This window comes from Mycolicibacterium aromaticivorans JS19b1 = JCM 16368 (genome assembly GCF_000559085.1).
Classification (GTDB): Bacteria; Actinomycetota; Actinomycetes; order Mycobacteriales; family Mycobacteriaceae; genus Mycobacterium; species Mycobacterium aromaticivorans.
On the sequence record NZ_JALN02000001.1, the window covers coordinates 1539459 to 1557227 of the forward strand.

16 protein-coding genes are annotated in these 17769 nt (G+C 68.1%); 2 read left to right on the plus strand and 14 right to left on the minus strand.

The window, feature by feature from the left end; all coding sequences use genetic code 11:
- Nucleotides 1-18: 18 nt before the first annotated feature.
- From Y900_RS07415 to Y900_RS07445, 7 genes are all read right to left on the minus strand, one after another.
- Nucleotides 19-1368 (minus strand): hypothetical protein, encoded by a 1350-nt coding sequence (locus Y900_RS07415; RefSeq protein WP_036340741.1) that lies wholly within the window; start codon nt 1366-1368, stop codon nt 19-21.
- A complete protein-coding gene (locus Y900_RS07420; protein WP_036340744.1) occupies nt 1365-1655 on the minus strand; it encodes a type VII secretion target in 291 nt (96 codons plus the stop codon). Before Y900_RS07420 ends, Y900_RS07415 begins: the two co-directional genes overlap by 4 nt.
- Before the next feature lie 47 nt (nt 1656-1702).
- On the minus strand, nt 1703-3040 hold the full coding sequence (gene glmM / locus Y900_RS07425) for a phosphoglucosamine mutase (RefSeq protein ID WP_036340748.1): 1338 nt from the start codon (nt 3038-3040) through the stop codon (nt 1703-1705).
- A 160-nt stretch (nt 3041-3200) separates the two neighbouring features.
- Nucleotides 3201-3662: a hypothetical protein gene (locus Y900_RS07430; RefSeq protein WP_036340751.1), complete on the minus strand. Its 462-nt coding sequence runs from the start codon at nt 3660-3662 to the stop codon at nt 3201-3203.
- Between the two features lie 335 nt (nt 3663-3997).
- Nucleotides 3998-4501: a 30S ribosomal protein S9 gene (gene rpsI / locus Y900_RS07435; RefSeq protein ID WP_036346115.1), complete on the minus strand. Its 504-nt coding sequence runs from the start codon at nt 4499-4501 to the stop codon at nt 3998-4000.
- A 14-nt stretch (nt 4502-4515) separates the two neighbouring features.
- The gene (rplM, locus tag Y900_RS07440) at nt 4516-4959 is read right to left on the minus strand and encodes a 50S ribosomal protein L13 (protein WP_036340754.1); all 444 of its coding nucleotides are present in this window, start codon (nt 4957-4959) and stop codon (nt 4516-4518) included.
- A 190-nt stretch (nt 4960-5149) separates the two neighbouring features.
- Nucleotides 5150-6052: a PaaI family thioesterase gene (locus tag Y900_RS07445; RefSeq protein ID WP_036340757.1), complete on the minus strand. Its 903-nt coding sequence runs from the start codon at nt 6050-6052 to the stop codon at nt 5150-5152.
- 62 nt (nt 6053-6114) lie between these two features.
- Between Y900_RS07445 and Y900_RS07450 the strand changes: the two genes are divergently transcribed.
- Complete coding sequence (locus Y900_RS07450; RefSeq protein ID WP_036340759.1) at nt 6115-6759, plus strand: GNAT family N-acetyltransferase; 645 nt, start codon at nt 6115-6117, stop codon at nt 6757-6759.
- On the opposite strand, the gene adhP is transcribed toward Y900_RS07450, so the two are convergent.
- The 7 genes from adhP to eccCb all read right to left on the minus strand — a co-directional run bounded on the left by adhP (nt 6750) and on the right by eccCb (nt 16316).
- Complete coding sequence (gene adhP, locus Y900_RS07455) at nt 6750-7811, minus strand: alcohol dehydrogenase AdhP (protein WP_036340762.1); 1062 nt, start codon at nt 7809-7811, stop codon at nt 6750-6752. The two genes, Y900_RS07450 and adhP, sit on opposite strands and share 10 nt — an antisense overlap.
- 67 nt (nt 7812-7878) lie before the next feature.
- Nucleotides 7879-9402 (minus strand): acetaldehyde dehydrogenase ExaC, encoded by a 1524-nt coding sequence (gene exaC / locus Y900_RS07460; RefSeq protein ID WP_036340765.1) that lies wholly within the window; start codon nt 9400-9402, stop codon nt 7879-7881.
- 110 nt (nt 9403-9512) lie between these two features.
- Complete coding sequence (locus Y900_RS07465; RefSeq protein ID WP_036340768.1) at nt 9513-10808, minus strand: GAF domain-containing protein; 1296 nt, start codon at nt 10806-10808, stop codon at nt 9513-9515.
- 163 nt (nt 10809-10971) lie between these two features.
- Complete coding sequence (locus tag Y900_RS07470) at nt 10972-11265, minus strand: WXG100 family type VII secretion target (RefSeq protein WP_036340772.1); 294 nt, start codon at nt 11263-11265, stop codon at nt 10972-10974.
- A 15-nt stretch (nt 11266-11280) separates the two neighbouring features.
- Entirely contained in the window at nt 11281-11589 is a 309-nt protein-coding gene (locus tag Y900_RS07475; protein WP_036340775.1) for a WXG100 family type VII secretion target, read from the minus strand.
- Nucleotides 11590-11637: 48 nt separating this feature from the next.
- Nucleotides 11638-12804 carry a type VII secretion-associated protein gene (locus Y900_RS07480; RefSeq protein WP_036340778.1) on the minus strand — a complete coding sequence of 389 codons (1167 nt, stop codon included), beginning with the start codon at nt 12802-12804 and terminating at the stop codon, nt 11638-11640.
- Nucleotides 12801-16316 (minus strand): type VII secretion protein EccCb, encoded by a 3516-nt coding sequence (gene eccCb / locus Y900_RS07485; protein ID WP_237752524.1) that lies wholly within the window; start codon nt 16314-16316, stop codon nt 12801-12803. Before eccCb ends, Y900_RS07480 begins: the two co-directional genes overlap by 4 nt.
- 91 nt (nt 16317-16407) lie before the next feature.
- Here eccCb and eccD point away from each other — a divergent pair, with 91 nt between their 5' ends.
- Complete coding sequence (eccD, locus tag Y900_RS07490) at nt 16408-17733, plus strand: type VII secretion integral membrane protein EccD (protein WP_036340780.1); 1326 nt, start codon at nt 16408-16410, stop codon at nt 17731-17733.
- Nucleotides 17734-17769 lie beyond the last annotated feature (36 nt).

Genomic DNA, 17769 nt, shown 5'->3' on the forward strand with positions numbered 1-17769 from the left:
TCGCACGGCGACATTCGGTCACTGGCCGACCTGCGGTAGCTCGTCGGCGGCGATCTCACACGGTGTCTTGTCGCCGGACTCCTCGACGACAGGCGGTGCCGGCGCCTCGGGTGCCGGCGCCTCGGGTTGGGATGACGGCTCGGCCTGCCCTGCTTCCACCGCCGCGGCTGTCGGCGGCACCTCGGCCGGTTGCCCTGCCGACTCAGACTCCTCGACGGTCGAATCATCCTCGGGTCCAGCCTCGTTCACGCTGGCCAGGTCTTCGGGATCGCCCTGGGCAGCGGGATCATCCTCGGTGTCGGGACCATCCAGACCCGGGGGAACGTCGTCCACCGCGTTCTCCGGCATGCCGTCGAGCAGCCCTCCGAGCGCGTCGGCGATCTGTCCGACCAGGCTGGACAAGCCGCCCCCGACATCGGGCATGCTCGGCATCGCGGCCGAGGCAGGGATGCCCGGGGCGGACGGCGCCGGCGCCTCGACAGGCAGCTGCGTGGGAAGCGGCTGAGCTGGAAGTGATTGCGCTGCCGGGATATCCGCTGGCGGTGAGAACGCGGACGGGGCGGGTGGCCCGGATTCTCCGACGGAGGGTGAGACCGGCAGGGCCTCCGGCGGTACGACCGGTACTGCGGCGGCGGGCGCGGTACGCGGTGATGCAGGTGGCGCCGATCCGGGCGGCGGCCCACCGAATACTCCTGGCACCTCGAAATGCGTTGTCGGAACTAAATCCAACTGCCGCACCGCGTCCTCGTAGGCGGCCGTCGCCGATGACGTCGCCGCGCGCATGGCGCGGAGCCAATCGGTGCGGATGTCGGCGTCGACGTACGGGGTGATCTGGTGAGCGACGACATCGATAGCCTGCTCGCGTGCCGCTCCCCCGCCCACCACGGTGGCCGCCGCGGTCAACCACGCGGGCCGCTCACCGGCGCGGCGGTCGTCGATCGACACGACGGCTCCGACCTTGTCGTCGACCGCCCGCGACAGCCGGTCGCGCAGCGCCTCGCAGCTCTGCGCCGCAGCCCGCAACGAGTCGGCCACCGCCGCGCCCGCCGCACAGTGCCGGCGGATGAATTCGTCAGCCGCCGAACCGGATTCACCGTCCCACGCCACCGCCATGGCGGCCAGCCCGTCGCGAGACACACGCACCGCCTGGTCGGCGGCGGCCGATGCCGCCCGTAGAGCTACGCAGTCGGCGTCGAGCACGGCCAGGTCCAAGCCGTCGTCCCGGCCGTACCACTCGAAGATCTGCGCGGCGTGCGCAGTCAGGTCCGGATGCTGGTAACCGACGGCGTGGCAGGCTGCCACGTAGGCCGCAGTGTTGGCCACCGAGGATTGCCCGACCGCAAGCCGCGACGCCACGTCCAGCGTCACAGCGCGGCCGCACGCAGTTCGGCGTCACCGTAGCGGTCAGCGGTGACCCGCAGCGCGACGGCCGTCTCCTCGGCAGCCCGCGACCACTGCGCCACTGTGGCTGTCAGCCGGTCCAGCGCTGCCCGCACCACATCCCCGTGGGCGACGTGCGCACGACCGGCCACGGCGCCGCCGAAGTGCAGGCGGCTCAGCTGCCCATGTAGTGCCTCGTCGAGCAGCTCGGCGGTGGCGTCGAAATGTTGCGCGGCAGCGCGCAACCCGGCGCAGTCCACGCGCGTGTTACCCATATCCTTCTAAGACGCAGGCCGCACCGGACCGGTTCCCGGAATTTGTGTCAGCCTTCGGCGCTGACGGACTCGGCGACACGGATCGCCAGCAGCCGGGCGGTGTCTTCGTCGGCAGCTTCCACCATGACCCGCACCATCTGTTCAGTTCCCGATGGGCGCAACAAGATTCGCCCGGTGTCACCGAGTTCAGCCTCGGCTTCGCGTACCGCGCTCTGTACCGCAGGCGCCTCGGCGACCGTTGCCTTGTCCGCCACCGTGACATTGATGAGCACCTGCGGCAGCGTTTGCATCGGCGCTGCCAGCTCCGCAAGCGACAAGCCGGTCTGGGCCATCCGCGCCATCAACCGCAAGCCGGTGGCGACGCCGTCGCCGGTGGTTCCCAACGCGGGCATCACGATGTGGCCGGACTGTTCCCCGCCGAGCGAGTATTCGCCTGCGCGCAGTTCCTCCAGGACATACCGATCACCAACACCGGTGGTGCGCACCGCGATACCGGCTTCCCGCATGGCGATATGCAACCCGAGATTGCTCATCACGGTGGCGACCAGCGTCTCGGACGCGAGCTCACCGGCCTCGCGCAAGGCAAGGGCGAGGATCACCATGATGGCGTCACCGTCGACCACCCGGCCGTCGGCGTCTACCGCCAGGCAGCGGTCGGCGTCGCCATCATGTGCCAACCCCAGGTCGGCACCATGGGCCAGCACCGCAGCCTGCACCTGCTCCAGATGCGTTGAACCGCAGCCGTCGTTGATGTTCAGGCCGTCCGGTTCGGCGTTGATCGCGATCACGGTTGCGCCCGCAGCGTGGTAAGCGCGCGGCGCGGCCTGGAACGCGGCGCCGTTGGCACAGTCGACGACGACCGTCAGCCCGTCCAATCGCACCGGTGCCGCCCCACGGATGTGGTGCAGGTAGCGCTCCAGCGCATCGCGGGCATCGAGCACACGCCCGATCTCGGCACCGACCGGACGCAGCCCGGGACCCTGCGCGACGAGCTCTTCGATGCGATCCTCGGCGTCGTCGTCGAGCTTGTGTCCGCCAGGGCCGAAGATCTTGATGCCGTTGTCCGGCATCGCGTTGTGGGATGCCGAGATCATCACACCGAAGTCGGCGCCGTAGGCCGCGGTCAGAAAGGCCACCGCCGGTGTCGGCAACACTGCGACCCGCAGCGCGTCCACACCCTCACTGGTCACACCGGCGATCACCGCCGCCTCGAGCATCTCGCCGCTGGCGCGCGGATCACGGCCCACGACTGCGAGGCGCCTGCCGGAACTTCGGGTGGTCGCGAGCCGGCGCGCCGCCGCCGCGCCCAACGCCAGGCCCAGCTCGGCAGTCAGTTCTCGGTTGGCGACGCCGCGGACACCATCGGTCCCGAACAGTCGACCCATGTGGACAAATTTCTCACAACTAGCCGCTCAGAACACAACCAACGAGGTTAACGGCCGTGTCGCCGTCAAACTGACATTGCACCGAGACACCGAGAACGAACACTGCCCGCACCCGGTGCGGGTGCGGGCAGTGCGCCGCTGGTATCCAGCTGACTGACGATTACCGGCTGCCGGTCATCGGCGCCTCGGCAGGCGCCGGGGCGGCGGGCACGGCGGTCGCGCCGATACCCGCATTTGCGTGTCCGCTCTGGCCAGGAGCCAGTTCGGAGTTACCCGGCCCGGCCTGGGTGAACGTGTAGCTCACGCCCGTGGCGCTGCTGGCGCACACCGGAACTGTCGAGATCTCCTTGCTGGCGAGCTGCGGCAGCTTCGACGAGAGGTCGTCGCCCGGGCACACGCTGGTGGCCAGGGTCTGCGCGCTGCTGACCGACACGTTCTGGATCGTGCCGAGTTGCTCACCGTTGACGGTCAGGCCCACATTGAGCTGATCGCCGGCCGCCTGCGGCGCCTGGGGCTGCGGCGCCGGGGCCTCGGGAGCGGCATTCGCCAGTCCGAAACCACTCGCTACGAGCAGCGAGCCGCCAAGAACCGCACCAGCGGCCGTCTTAGTGAACGTGTTCATTTTCGCTCCTTTTCTTCTGCGTGATAGGCAGGGAATCAGAGCTGCGGGAGCACTCAGCTCACCTCACAGCCCCGAAGGAGAACACCGACCCCCCGAAGGGTCCCGCCTCCTACCTCGGGCAGCCGACGTTGCCGTCGGCCTCTAGAAGGCTTGCCGAAGAGCGGTTCGCTCAAACCACAACGTGAGAATCGACCTGGACACGCCCGCTGAGCAGGCAGCACGTGGTGTGACTCAGGACACAAACGACGCAGCTGGGCCACAAACGACGCACCGGGCGCCGCCAGCCGAAAGACTGGCGACGCCCGGTGGGCCGTTGCGTAGATGTACGCGGCAGATCAGCGCTTGCTGTACTGCGGCGCCTTGCGGGCCTTCTTGAGGCCGTACTTCTTGCGCTCGATGGCACGCGGGTCACGCGTGAGGAAGCCGGCCTTCTTCAGCGCCGGGCGGTCCTCGGGCTGCACCAGGATCAGCGCGCGGGCGATCGCGAGGCGAAGCGCACCGGCCTGACCCGAGGGGCCGCCGCCGTCGAGGTGGGCGTAGATATCGAAGCTGTCCACCCGGTCAACGGTCACCAGCGGGGCCTTGATCAGCTGCTGGTGCACCTTGTTCGGGAAATACGCCTCCAGGGTGCGGCCGTCGAGATTGAACTGGCCGGTGCCCGGCACCAGCCGAACCCGCACCACAGCCTCCTTGCGGCGGCCGACGGTCTGGATGGGACGGTCGATGATCACCGGAGCACGCGGCGTGCTCTCAGCAGCGGCCTCAGGGGTCTCGGGAGCCTCAGGCGCCTCGGCCACGTCGGCGGTCTCGGTCACTTCGGTCTCCACGACCTCGGTCACGTCTGTCGTTTCGCTCACTGGGCCACCTGCTTGATCTCGAACGGAATCGGCTGCTGGGCGGCATGCGGATGATCCGGGCCCGCGTAGACCTTGAGCTTCTTCTGGATCTGCCGGCTCAGCTTGTTGTGCGGCAGCATCCCGACGATGGCTTTCTCGACCACGCGATCGGCGTGCTTTTCCATCTCGTCGCCGAGGGTGCGCGCCCGCAGACCGCCGGGGTAACCCGAGTGACGGTAGGCCATCTTGGACTGGAGCTTGTCGCCGCTGACGGCGATCTTGTCGGCGTTGATGACGATGACGAAATCGCCACCGTCGACATTCGGCGTGAATGTCGGCTTGTGCTTGCCGCGCAACAGGTTTGCTGCCGCGACGGCGAGCCGGCCGAGCACCACGTCGGTGGCGTCGATGACGTACCACGAACGCGTGGTGTCACCCGCCTTCGGCGTGTACGTAGGCACAGCGCTACCTTCTTTTCTTCTCGGGTGTGTCCCGGTGTGAGCCGGGTGTCGGTCGGAACGCGACGGTGGGGTTGCATCTCGGCGACCAACACTGACCCGAGAACCCGGCTTACTCCCGCGGTCCGAAACCGCGGCGTACCGCACGCCAACGTGGCAGCTTACCTGCGACGATCCGGGCAGGTCAAAACGCTCATCCCCGCTCGTAGGCGATGTTGGCGACGGCCCGGACGTAGTGGGTGCCCGCGACGTCGGTCATGGTGGCCGAGACCGTCCCCATCCGGCGCCCGACCCGCTCGGTGGCGGTGGCCAGCGTGAGGGACCGCCCGTCGACCGGCGGCGACCGGAAGTAGTAAACGGACAGGTCAGCCAGGGTGTAGCGATCCCGCGCGCCGGTGTGCGCCTGGCCGGCCAGCGAGCAGGCTTGGCCGATGATCGAGGCGATCACCCCACCCTGGATGGCGCCGAGGGGGTTGGCCATCCACGGCTGCGGGTCGAGCATCAGGACCGGCTCGTCCGCGCTTTCGACCGTCATGGCCAGCAGCTCGCACAAGGGTCCGCGGGCGATCTCCCCGCGACTGATCGCGGTCAGGATGCGCCGGCCGTCCCATCCCGGGTCGATGGCCGACACGGCTGTGTCGATGTCGGGCGGGGTGGGCAGCGTCTCGACGGGTTCGGCGATCGCATCCTTGTCGAGGGTGCGCAGCGCCTCGGTGCTGCGGCCCACCCGGACGGCGCGGGCCACACCCGAGCAGACGACGTCGTGTGCGCCGTTGGTGATCGTCATGGTGGCGGTGCCGTGGGTGTCGTCGCGGTGAGCCATCGCCGAGACGGCGTGCAGCCGATCCCCCACCATGGGGCGGGCGCCTGCAGTCAGCGCCAGCCAGGACTGCACGGTGGCGACCGGCTCGGCGAACGTGTACCAGTAGGCGCCGCTGGTGACGGATTCGGCCATCACCGCGTAGGCGGGCATCTCCACCAGACCGCGGTGGTCGACGAGCGTGTTATTCACCTGTTGATCCAGCGAGATGCCGGCCTCACTGACTCCGGTGTTGCCGACGCAGAAGACCGACTGGGGTCCGTTGGGTGTGCTCATTTCCTGGCATCTTGCCGTAATTCGGTTTCGCAGCCGACACCACCTGTGGTCGGATCGCGGGCATGGGGCAGATCTGGCCGCTGTTCGACCTCGAGGTGGTGACACCGCGCATCGTGCTGCGCTATGTCACCGACGAGCTCGGCGCGACGCTGGCAACGTTGGCGGCCAAGGGTATCCACGATCCGGCGACCATGCCGTTCAGCGAGCCGTGGACCGATGTGCCCTCGCTGGAGCTCGAGCGCAACAGCCTGCGGTACTACTGGCGCAACCGCGCCGAGACATCCGTCCAACGGTGGAACCTCGACCTGGCGGTAGTGGTCGACGGGTCGGTGGTCGGCATGTGTTCGATTCACGCCGAAGACTTTCCGGGCAACCGCCGCCTGACCACCGGCTCGTGGCTGGGCCTGGCTCATCAGGGCCGGGGCCTCGGAAAGGAGATCCGCCAGGCGGCTCTGCATCTGATCTTCGCCGGCTTCGACGCCGATCTCGCGGTCACCAGGGCCTGGCATGACAACGCCGCGTCGCTGGCGGTGACGCGGTCGCTGCCCTACCTCGAGACCTTCAGAACCGTCGAGCTGCGACGCGACCGCCCCGACACCATGGTGGCTTTCGCCATGACACCGGGGCGGTGGGCGACGATCCGACGCGACGACATTCATCTGGTCGGCATCGACGCCGTTCGCGGGCAGCTGGGGACTCAGCGGTAGTCGATGACGACGCGGCCGTCGATCTGGCCGCGCTCCATCCGGCCGAACACCTCGTTGATGTCGTCGAGCTTGGCGGCTTCGACGGTGGGGTGGATCAACCCGCGGGCGTAGAAATCGAGCGCCTCGGCCATGTCCTGGCGGGTGCCGACGATCGAGCCGCGAATCGTCAAGCCCTTCAACACGATATCGAAGATCGGCGCGGGGAAGTCGCCCGGCGGCAGGCCGTTGAAGACGATGGTGCCACCGCGCCGGGTCAAGCCGATCGCCTGGCCGAACGCCTGCGGGTGCACCGCGGTGACGAGCACGCCGTGCACACCACCGGTGGCCTTCTGCACTTCGTCGACGACATCGGAGGTTCTGGCGTTGACGGTCAACTCGGCACCGAGCCGCTGCGCCAGTGCAAGTTTCGCGTCGTCGATGTCGACGGCGACCACGCGCAGCCCCATCGCGCGCGCGTACTGCACAGCGATGTGCCCCAGGCCGCCGATACCCGAGATCGCGACCCATTGGCCGGGCCGGGTGTCGGTGACCTTGAGGCCTTTGTAGACCGTGACGCCTGCGCACAGGATGGGTGCCACCTCGAGCGGGTCGATGCCATCCGGAATCCTGGCGGCGTAGGCCGCATTCACCAGCGTGTAGGTACCGAAGCTGCCGTTGACGCTGTAGCCGCCGTTCTGCTGGCTCTCGCACAACGTCTCCCAGCCGGTGCGGCAGTATTCGCAGCTACCGCAGGCCGACCACAGCCACGCGTTGCCGACCTTGTCGCCGAGTTTCAGGTCGGAGACGCCCTCGCCGAGCGCGACGACAGTGCCGTAACCCTCGTGGCCCGGGATGAACGGGGGTGCTGGTTTGACCGGCCAATCACCATGGGCGGCATGTAAATCGGTGTGGCAGACCCCAGAGGTCTCCAGTTTCACCAGCGCTTCCCCGGGACCGGGAGTGGGCAGGTCGAGGTCGGTGACGTGCAGCGGTGCACCGAATTCGGAGACGACTGCAGCGCGCATGGTGTCGGTGTCGGTCGATGTGACGGGTGCGCCAAGTGTCTGTGTCATGGTGGTGTTCCTTTCGCGAAAGTGGTTGTCGGGCCTCAACGGTGTCTTCGCTTCTTCGCGCAAGCGCTCAGAAGAAGCCTTGGGCTGTGTTGGAGTAGGAGACGAGCAGGTTCTTGGTCTGCTGGTAGTGGTCGAGCATCATCAGATGGTTTTCCCGTCCGATGCCGGACTGCTTGTAGCCGCCGAACGCCGCGTGGGCGGGGTATTGGTGGTAGCAGTTGGTCCAGACGCGTCCGGCTTTGATGTCGCGGCCGGCGCGGTAGGTGGTGTTGCCGTTGCGACTCCAGACTCCGGCGCCGAGGCCGTAGAGGGTGTCGTTGGCGATGCGGATGGCGTCGTCGTAGTCGGTGAAGGAAGTGACGGCGACGACGGGTCCGAAGATCTCTTCCTGGAAGACTCGCATCGCGTTGTCACCGGTGAAGATCGTCGGCTGCACGTAGTAGCCGCCGTTGAGGTCGCCACCGAGGTCGGCGCGTTCACCGCCGGTGACGATCTGAGCACCTTCGCTTTTGCCGATCTCGATGTAGGACAGGATCTTTTCGAGCTGGTCGTTGGAGGCCTGCGCCCCGATCATGGTTTCGGTGTCCAGTGGATCGCCCTGACGGACCGCTTTGGTGCGGATGGCGGCCATGGCCAGGAACTCGTCGTAGATGTCGGCCTGGATCAGGCTGCGGGACGGGCAGGTGCAGACTTCGCCCTGGTTGAGGGCGAACATCGTGAAACCCTCCAACGCCTTGTCCTGGTAGTCGTCGTTGGCGGCGAGTACGTCGGAGAAGAAGATGTTGGGGCTCTTGCCGCCGAGCTCGAGGGTGACCGGGATCAGGTTCTGGGAGGCGTACTGCATGATGAGCCGGCCGGTGGTGGTCTCGCCGGTGAACGCGATCTTGGCGATCCGGTTGCTCGACGCCAACGGCTTACCCGCCTCGACACCAAAGCCGTTGACCACGTTGAGGACTCCGGCGGGCAACAGGTCGGCGATCAGCGAGATCAGATAGAGCACCGAGGCCGGGGTCTGCTCGGCGGGCTTGAGCACAATCGCGTTGCCCGCGGCCAGCGCCGGCGCCAGCTTCCACACCGCCATCAGGATCGGGAAGTTCCACGGGATGATCTGCCCGACCACACCGAGCGGCTCGTGGAAGTGGTAGGCGACAGTGTCCTCGTCGATCTGACTCAGTGAGCCTTCCTGGGCGCGGATCGCCCCGGCGTAATAGCGGAAGTGGTCCACCGCCAACGGAATATCGGCATTCAGGGTTTCCCGGATCGGCTTGCCGTTGTCCCACGACTCGGCCAGCGCGATCGACTCCAGATTCGCCTCGATGCGGTCGGCGATCTTGTTCAGGACCAGGGCCCGTTCGGCTGCGGAGGTCTTCCCCCAGCCGGGTGCCGCGGCGTGGGCGGCGTCCAGGGCCAGCTCGATATCGGCATCGGTGGACCGCGCCACCTCGCAGAACACCTCACCGGTCACCGGCGTGCGATTCTCGAAGTACTGGCCGCCCACCGGCGCCGCCCACTCACCACCGATGAAGTTCTCGTAGCGGGCCGCAAAGGACATCAGCGAGCCCTCTGTACCGGGCCTCATGTATACGGTCATGGTGTTCTCCTGCCTGGTCAAGACGACGAAATGTGTCGGTCGTCACTGAAGGTAGGCAGTGCGGGGTTGCAGCACGGTTGCACTGGTTCGCGCACCGTTGCGTGCGGGGCTCAGGCCAGGTCGAAGTCCAGTCCAGCCAGCTTGCCGCGGGCCTGGGCCTGCTGCACGGAGCCTGGCAGCGTCCCGTCGTGCAACGCGCGCCACCCGTCGCGGTCGTCGCGCCCATCCGGGCTGTCCAGCCAACGGCGCAGCACCGCGGGGTCACCGGTGGACAACACAGCGCCCCGCAACGTCATCGCCAACTCGGTGCGCAATCTCCCGACTGCCGGTGAGATGGACTGCGGCAGAAGCGGTCCCGGATACCGATCGAGCGCGCCGGCCACGTCCCCGGCATCGAGCGCCTCATACACCTCACCGATGTCGGTGGTGATCGGCACCATCAGCCGATACGGCCGCGACTCGATGGCATCGGCGCCGACAACCTTGCGCAGCCGCGACATCTCGGCACGCACCGTCACGACGTCCAGGTCCTTGTCGTCGAGCAGCATCGCCAGGTGGTCGGCGCTCAGCCCCTCGGGGTGACGGCTCAGCAGCACCAGGATGTCGGCGTGCCTACCGGTCAGCGTGGTGGCACGCAGGTGCCCGAATTCGTCGGTGACCAGCCACCGCGGACGTTCAGAACCGAGCACGGCCAGCCGCGGTCGTGGTTGCGCGGCTTCGACCGGTCCGCCGGTCAGCCGCAGCAGCGCCAGATGCGTTTCGACGGCGACGACGGTGGCGCGCACCAGAGCCAGGGCCTGCGGCGTGGCGACCCGTGATCCGCCGGTCAGGTCCAGTGCGCCGAGCAGGGCACCGGTGGCGGGGTCATGCACTGGCACCGCCGTGCAGCTCCACGGTTGCACCACGCGGGAGAAGTGCTCGGAACCGTGAATTTGCAGCTCAGCGTCCACAGCCAGCGCGGTACCGGGCGCGTTCGTCCCGGCGCCGCGCTCACTCCAGTCCGCCCCCGGCACAAAGTTCATCGCCTCCGCGCGCCGGCAGGCGTTGGGGTCGCCCTCCACCCACAGCAGCGTGCCGTCGGCGCCGCTGACGGCGACGACCACCCCGGATCCGGCGGCATCGTCGACGAGCAACCGGCGGATCACCGGCAGTGCGGGTGCCAACGGATGCGCCTCGCGCAGCCGCGCCAATTTCTCGCCGACCGGAGACGGCTGCGCGGCGCCGTCCGGGTCGACGCCCTTGGCCAGGCTGCGCTGCCAGCTCTTGGCGACGATCGGTCGCAGCGAGCTCGATTCCAGATAGCTCGCGTCGACCTCACCGGCGACGAACAGCTCGTGGACCGCGCGCAACAGCGCCGACGGCCGGGCGCCACCGGCCCCGGATCGCGTCGTTCTGGATATGCCCATCGGCGATCACACTCCTGCGTGCGGTCACCTCAACCGGCGCGCGTGCGGCCACGATACGCCAGATCTCAACGGACATGTGGGCATCGGATGCGATCGGGCCGGGATGACTGTGCGGCCCCGTTGGCTCTCCTCCGCGGGGCCGCACAGAGATCGAGGGACGCCGTCAGCCCCACATCCCGGCGGCGCGACGGTCAGCATCGGCCACGTCGGCTGCCCCGTCGCGCACCGCAACCCCCAGTCGGACCAGGATGTCGCGCAGTGCCGATGCTGATTGCTGCCACTGTGCCTGTTCGGCCTGATATGCCGCCGCGGCGTCACGGGTCCAGACCTGCTGGAGCGGAGCGATCTGACGACTCAGATCGTCCAACGCCGCGCCGAGTCGCGCCGACGTGCCCTGGATGTCAGCGAGTACCGCCGCGTCGATCTCGGCGAAATCGTAAGAGAGGACGGGGTCCACGGGGGTGCTCCTTGTCTAGAGGTGTGCGGTCACGGCGGCGATGCGCTGGGCGTGCAGTTGCGCGGCCTCACGCAATTGGTGTTCGTTGTTTCTGATTGTGTCCGCGATCCCGGCCAGTGCCTGCGACAGCTTGGTGGACTCGTTGTTCCAGTGCGCGACAACAGTCTGGAATCGCGCGGCAGCCAATCCGCCCCACACTGTGGGCGGCACAGATTCCATCCGGGTGATGAAGCCGTGCAACAAAACCCGTATCTCGTCGTTGCGGGTGTCGGTAGCCGCAGCAACGGAACGCATCAGGTCGAAGTCAGTGCTCAAATTCGTCACGCGGGGTCCTTCCGGTCGAGTTGTGCAGGCTTACAGTGGTTTCGACGTTCACGAGCCGGTTGCGGTTCCACTGAATTCATGGGCTGATTCAATGGCCTCTTCGCAGGGCTCGGCGATCGAATCGGGCCGGCCCTGCGCAGACTGGCAGCCGATGCTGATGCGCGTCGACCCGTCGAGGACCACCGCCCAACGGATCTCGCGGGCCATGCGGACTTCCCGGTACGTGACCGCTGGGCGCCCGCCACGCCGGTCCGCGGGGTTGAAGTCGACGAACACACCGCGGGGCTGCTCGCCGATCGCCCGAAGAAGGGTCGCGGCGGTCCGATCCAAAGTCTCTTCGGGCGAATAGGATTGGGTGATATGCAAGGCCGTATTCGAATCGGTCGGCGGCCTGGCCTGAACGCGGCGTGAACCAGGGCCTGCCGTGACGCGGGTGAGCATCCAATCCGGTGGGATCAGAAATGTGACGCGGCCCTCGACGACGGAGATGCCGTGGGGAGTCGGTGCCGCCGGCGTGCCGACCGCGGCCACTCCCATCAGGCACAGTGTCAACGCCATGCCGGCTGTCGCAGCCGCCGGCCCACGCCACTGTCGCCGTGGGACGGGTCCTGGATCCGCCGTCGACTCCGGCTCGGACGGGTCCTGGGCGGCGACGGGCATCCGTACCATCCGCGCATCCGTACCGCGCCGGCGCAGCGCGTCTCGCAGACCGTCGGCGTATTCGGCCGAGCCGGCTACACCCGGCGGGCAATCGATGAGAATAGCTGTGGGAGACGGTGTCTCGATCATCTCGGCGAGGTCTGTTGGATCGTGCGGCCGACTGCGCATCACCGGAGAACGGCCATCGGCAATGACGGCCACCAGTTCGGCGGCGATCTCGATGACGGTGGCGGCTTCGCCGGCGGCGAGCACTGCGGACCTGGGCTGCGCGAGAACCTCGGTGGCGACTGCTGCCGCAGCATCGACGAGTCGCGAGACACGGTGATGTGCCCACCACGACGGATGCACGATAGTCAGTGTTTCGCAGCGCTTTCCGGCGCAGTCCGTGATGACCTTCCGCCACAGGTCGTCGGCGGCGATCGGCCGTTCGCGAAACAGCACCACCGTGTCGTCGATGCCGGCCAGAGCGGCCGTGACCATCTCCTGCTCTCCCGTTCGCTGCGGGTGGGGGGTCAGCCGGGTGACCATTGCGGGACCGACTTCCAGCACTGTCATGTTGGGATCCAACCGACCTGCACCAGCTCGGCGCCGGCCCGAGTCACCAGCAGTCCGCGTCCGGGCGGGCGCTCGGTCGCGCGGTGGTGGCCGATCAGCGGACCCTCATCGGAGCTGCCGCTCATCAGCAGCGCGCCGCACCCGCTGTCCCGGATGTGCGCCAGCAGGGGTTCGAACATCGCCCGCGCCGATCCGGCGCAGCGTCGGGCGACGACCACGTGCAGCCCGATGTCGGCGGCGTGCGGCAGTAGTGCGACCAGCGGACTCAGCGCATCCGGTGAGGTGGCGGCGACCACGTCGTAGTCGTCGACCACGACATAGATCTCCGGTCCGGTCCACCACGATCTCGCCCTGAGCTGTTCGATCGTGGTGTCGGCGGTAGGCAGTCTGTTCTGCAACAACGAGATCAGGCCGGGAAGTCGTTGTGCGAGGCCGTGTTCGGAGAACACGTAGTCGAGCGCATGGTCCGCATCAGCGACATCGAGCAGTCCACGGCGGTAGTCGACCACGAACAGCAGCCCGGGTTGCGTTGTCGCAACACGTGGTATCTCGCGGCACAGCGTCCGCAGTGCGGAGGTCTTCCCGCATTCCCGGTCGCCGAGCACCAGCAGGTGTGCCTGGCGACGGAAGTCCACAGCCACCGGCGCGAACTGGTCGTCGCCCAGACCGAGCAGGACGCCGTCCATGTCGGGAGCCGTCTCGACGACCGCGGAGTAGTCGACGAGTCCCGGCAGCAGTCGGACGGGCGGCGCCTGCCACGAGCCGTCGTAGAGAACGTCTGCGCCGTCCGGCACGGCGATCAGGAAGTGGTTGCCTTCACGGGTGATGCCGCGCCCCGGCACATCGATCGGAACGAGTGCCGCCTGCTTGCGATCCATCTCGGAGTCGATCGGATCCCCAAGGCGCAGTTCGATCCTGGTGCCGATATGGTCCTTGAGCGCGGGCCGGATGTCGGCCCATCGACCGGCGGTCAGGATCAGGTGGATGCCGAACGACAGTCCGCGGGAGGCGATGCCGGCGATTGCCGGCTCGAGATCGGGAAACTCCTCGCGCACGCTCGACCAACCGTCCACGACAAGAAAGACCTCACCGTACGGGTCGACATCGTCGCGGTTCTCGCGAGCCGACAGAACGGCGCCGACGTGGCTGATCGTCCGGCGCACCAACTCGGTCTCGCCCCGGCCTGCGACCGATCCCACGTGCGGTAACCGCCGCAGCGAATCGAGGGTGCCGCCGCCGAGGTCGATGCAGTAGAACTGGACCCGCCGCGCGTCGTGCCCGGCGGACATCGCGGTGATCAGCGACCGCACCGCGGTGGACTTTCCGCTTTGTGCCGTTCCGACCACCGCGACGTTGCCGCGGGTGCCGGTGGGGTCGACGGTCATGGGTGCCTGGCGCTGCTCGAACGGTAGGTCGACCACCCCGATCGCCACCGCACGATCGCGCCCGGTACCCCGTGGCAGGTCAGCGAGGTTCACCGATCTGGTGAGCGGTGGGAGCCACATCTGGTGCGCCGGCGTTCCTCGGCCACTGAACCGGTCGACCATCGCGTCGAACGCCGTCCGCTGCGGCCCGGCGGCTTCGCCGGTCGCCGGCGGCGCGGCGGACTCCCGGGTGAACAGCTCCACGGTGGCGACTTTCGCTGTTGTGGCACTCGCCGGAGCCGGTCCCCCGAGATAGGCCGCCTGAAATCGCACCAGCTGCCCGTCGCCGGTCCGCAGCAGCGCGGCGCCCGGGGTGGCCGCAAGCTCGGCAGCGTCCGTGACACCCAGTACCGCTCGCGATTCCGCGGCCGTCGCTGTCTTGAGACAGATGCGGTAGGACAGATGCGATTCGAGACCGCGCAGGCGCCCCTCGTCGAGGCGCTGACTCGCCAGCAGCAGATGCACGCCCAGCGAGCGCCCGACCCGTCCGATCATCGCGAACAGATCGGCGAAATCGGGTTGGTGAGTCAGCAATTCGGCGAACTCGTCGACGATGACGAACAGCGTCGGCAGCGCGGGCAACCTGGGGTCTGCGCCTCGATGGCGCCGGTACGCGGCGAGGTTGACCGCATTGCCTGCCCGCCGTAGCAATTCCTGCCGACGGTGAACCTCACCGCCGAGCGCATCCCGTGCGCGCGCCACCATCGGCGCGGCGTCGGCAAGGTTGGTGATGACCGCGGCGACATGGTGCAGACCTTCCAGGCCGAGAAACGTCGCGCCGCCTTTGAAGTCGATGAGCACGAGGTTGACGTCATCCGGCGAGTGCCGGGCGATGATCCCGGCCGCGATCGTGCGCAACAGTTCGGATTTTCCCGAACCGGTCGCACCCACACACAGCCCGTGCGGACCGTGGCCACCGTCGGCCGGCTCCTTGATGTCCAGAACAACCGCTTCGCCGCTCACCCCTGAACCGAGCTCAACCCGGAGTTGCTCGGACGAGGGCAGCGGTGGCCAGAGAGCTTCCGGCTCCGGGCAGCTCACGCCCGGCCCGCTGTCCTGGTGGCGGTACCGCGCCAGTCGGCGGGCACACGTCCGCGCCTGGATGATCGTCATGGTGTCGGCGGCGGCGAAGTCCTCGATGCCCGCACCGCTGCGCACGGCGAGGTGGTCCCCGTCGACCCACAGGCGTCGTGGTTCTGAGTCGTGTTCCACCTGCCCGACGGCGATGACGGTGGTGTCGGGCCCCGCGTGCGTTCGGTGATCCGCTCCGTCGACGACGGCGACCCGATACCTGCCCCGGTGGTCGCGACCATCGTTGTGCGGCAACCACTTCAACCAGTCCCACTGCTGCCGGTGCTCTGCGGTGACGTCCGCCGTGATCACCAGGTTCGCCGGGCTGTGCAGCACGGCGAGCTGGCAGAGCATCGCACGCACCAGGGCACGCGCACTCGACGGATCGCCCTCGACGACCAGCACACCGACCCTCGGCAGCGCGATCGTTACGGGCGCACCGTCGACCGTCGCGTGGTGGTGGACGAAGCGCCGCAACGCATCGGCGGTCACCGGGTCCAGCTCGTCCACGAATCCAACCGGCGGCACGACTATCCGTCGCGCCAGCCGGTGTCGGCCGACACCGACACGGACGTGGCAGAAGTCCGGATCCTGATCGCGGCGCTCCCACATCTGCGGGCCGCCGACCAACGTCCACAGCGCGGACGGCTCTGGATGTCGCTGCTGCAGTGCTGAGTGTTGCCGCTGCGACGCGTCCCGCAGCTGCTCGCTGAGCCGGTCGAGATGATTCAGATAGCGTCTGCGTTGGTGGTCCAGCCCGCGGCCTGATCGCCTGGCACCGGCCTGCAGCGCCATTCCCACCGCCGACACCACCATCATGGCCGGCAGCATCACCGCGGTCGGTCCGCGCGAGCCAACTCCCGACCCCCACATCACGGCACCGACGGCCACCACCGCACCAACCGCGACGAACGGCATGAACCGCGACAGGCCCGACGTCGGCTCGGTACGGGGCAACTCACCGACGACCAGATCGTCGGTCGCGATGTCCATCGCCAACCGGGCAGACCGATTCATGCACGGACGGTAGACACCGTCGGGTCGGACCGGCAATTCACCTGTGGACAGCGGAGTTCGATTCACCGCGAGATCGCTACCGTCCGCTGTCATGGCTGCCACCGACCAGATCTGCCAGGTGTCGATCCGTACCGCAGACCGGGAAACAGACGTCACCCTGCCCGCCGGCATACCGATCGCCGAGCTGATGCCCGCCGTGGTCGACGTGATCGGAGCGCCGGAGTTCAGCGGCCGCGATCCGCATCTCATCCGGGTCTGTGGACAACGGCTCGACCCGGAGAAGTCACTCGTGCAATCCGCCGTCCATGACGGTGAACTTCTGATCCTTACCACAGCGGCACGGCCCGCGCCGATCACCCGGTTCGATGTGAACGGCACCGTAATCGATGCGATTGCGGCGCTGCCGGAACCGACGCGTCGGCTCATCCCACCGGGCGCGGGTCACTGCGTGCTGGGATGGGCGGCCGTGGCACTGCTGGTGTTACTGGGACGCGCGATTGCCGACCCGGGGGCAAGCCGTCATCCCGTAGTCGGCGCGGCCGCAGCACTTCTGGCGATGACCGGTGCGGTCACCGCGCGCCGGACGACCACCGGCCAGGTGACGGCGGTGAGCCTCGGTGTCCTGGCTGTTGTCTTCTCGGGTTTGACCGCCGCCCTGCTTCCGCTGGGCCCACCGGCGATGCCGACCTTCCTGGTGGCCATGGCCGCAACCGCGTCGGCGTCGCTGCTGGTTTGGCGCCTGTTGGGTTGTGCGACTGAGGTTTTCCTTCCACTGGCGGTTGTTGCGATGGCGGCGGCGATGACGACGATGGGGGCGGTGGCGGGGTGCTGGCCGGCTGAAACCTGCGGGCCGATACTGGCATGTGGGTCAGTGGCCGCGCTTGCGGCATCGGCGCGGCTGTCGATCCTCAGCTCCGGGCTGGCGAGGGCCCGGCTCGCCGACACTGACCTCGAAACCCTGGCACGACGGGTTCATCACCGGCTGAACCTGATCGTGGCGACGGCGGCCGTGTCCGCGGCTCTCGGAGCTGCCGTCACGGCGGCGACCACCTCGCATCCCCTTCTCGCGGCGACCTTCCTCGCGATCATCGCAGCGCTGCTGAGTCTCCGGATCGTCCGGGAGAGAGATCTGTGTCGGATTGTCGCGCAGAGCATTTCATCCGCGATCACGGTGACGGCGCTCGGCGGCTTGTGCGCCGTCACCGCACCGCAGAGCATCCCGTGGCTGTGCGGGGCATGCGCGCTCATCGCTGCCGGGGCGGTGCGGGTCACGCAACGCGGACCTGTCCCCATCTCCCCGGCGGTGCGCCAGGTGCTCTCGACAGTGGAGCTGATGCTCGGCGCCTCGGTCGTACCCGGCGCCTGCGCGGCAGGAGGCATGTTCGGCGGGCTCGCTCAGATCGGTTCGGCCTGGTGAGGATCACCGCGCGGATCGCATCCGCTTTCGCGGCGG

Excerpts from the sequence above, each read along its gene's own strand:
- adhP (WP_036340762.1), bottom strand. The coding sequence starts at position 7,811 with ATGACACAGACACTTGGCGCACCCGTCACATCGACCGACACCGACACC.
- eccCb (WP_237752524.1), bottom strand. The coding sequence starts at position 16,316 with ATGAATCGGTCTGCCCGGTTGGCGATGGACATCGCGACCGACGATCTG.
- Y900_RS07480 (WP_036340778.1), bottom strand. The coding sequence starts at position 12,804 with ATGACAGTGCTGGAAGTCGGTCCCGCAATGGTCACCCGGCTGACCCCC.
- glmM (WP_036340748.1), bottom strand. The coding sequence starts at position 3,040 with ATGGGTCGACTGTTCGGGACCGATGGTGTCCGCGGCGTCGCCAACCGA.
- Y900_RS07420 (WP_036340744.1), bottom strand. The coding sequence starts at position 1,655 with ATGGGTAACACGCGCGTGGACTGCGCCGGGTTGCGCGCTGCCGCGCAA.
- Y900_RS07450 (WP_036340759.1), top strand. The coding sequence starts at position 6,115 with ATGGGGCAGATCTGGCCGCTGTTCGACCTCGAGGTGGTGACACCGCGC.
- exaC (WP_036340765.1), bottom strand. The coding sequence starts at position 9,402 with ATGACCGTATACATGAGGCCCGGTACAGAGGGCTCGCTGATGTCCTTT.
- Y900_RS07465 (WP_036340768.1), bottom strand. The coding sequence starts at position 10,808 with ATGGGCATATCCAGAACGACGCGATCCGGGGCCGGTGGCGCCCGGCCG.
- Y900_RS07430 (WP_036340751.1), bottom strand. The coding sequence starts at position 3,662 with ATGAACACGTTCACTAAGACGGCCGCTGGTGCGGTTCTTGGCGGCTCG.
- eccD (WP_036340780.1), top strand. The coding sequence starts at position 16,408 with ATGGCTGCCACCGACCAGATCTGCCAGGTGTCGATCCGTACCGCAGAC.
- Y900_RS07445 (WP_036340757.1), bottom strand. The coding sequence starts at position 6,052 with ATGAGCACACCCAACGGACCCCAGTCGGTCTTCTGCGTCGGCAACACC.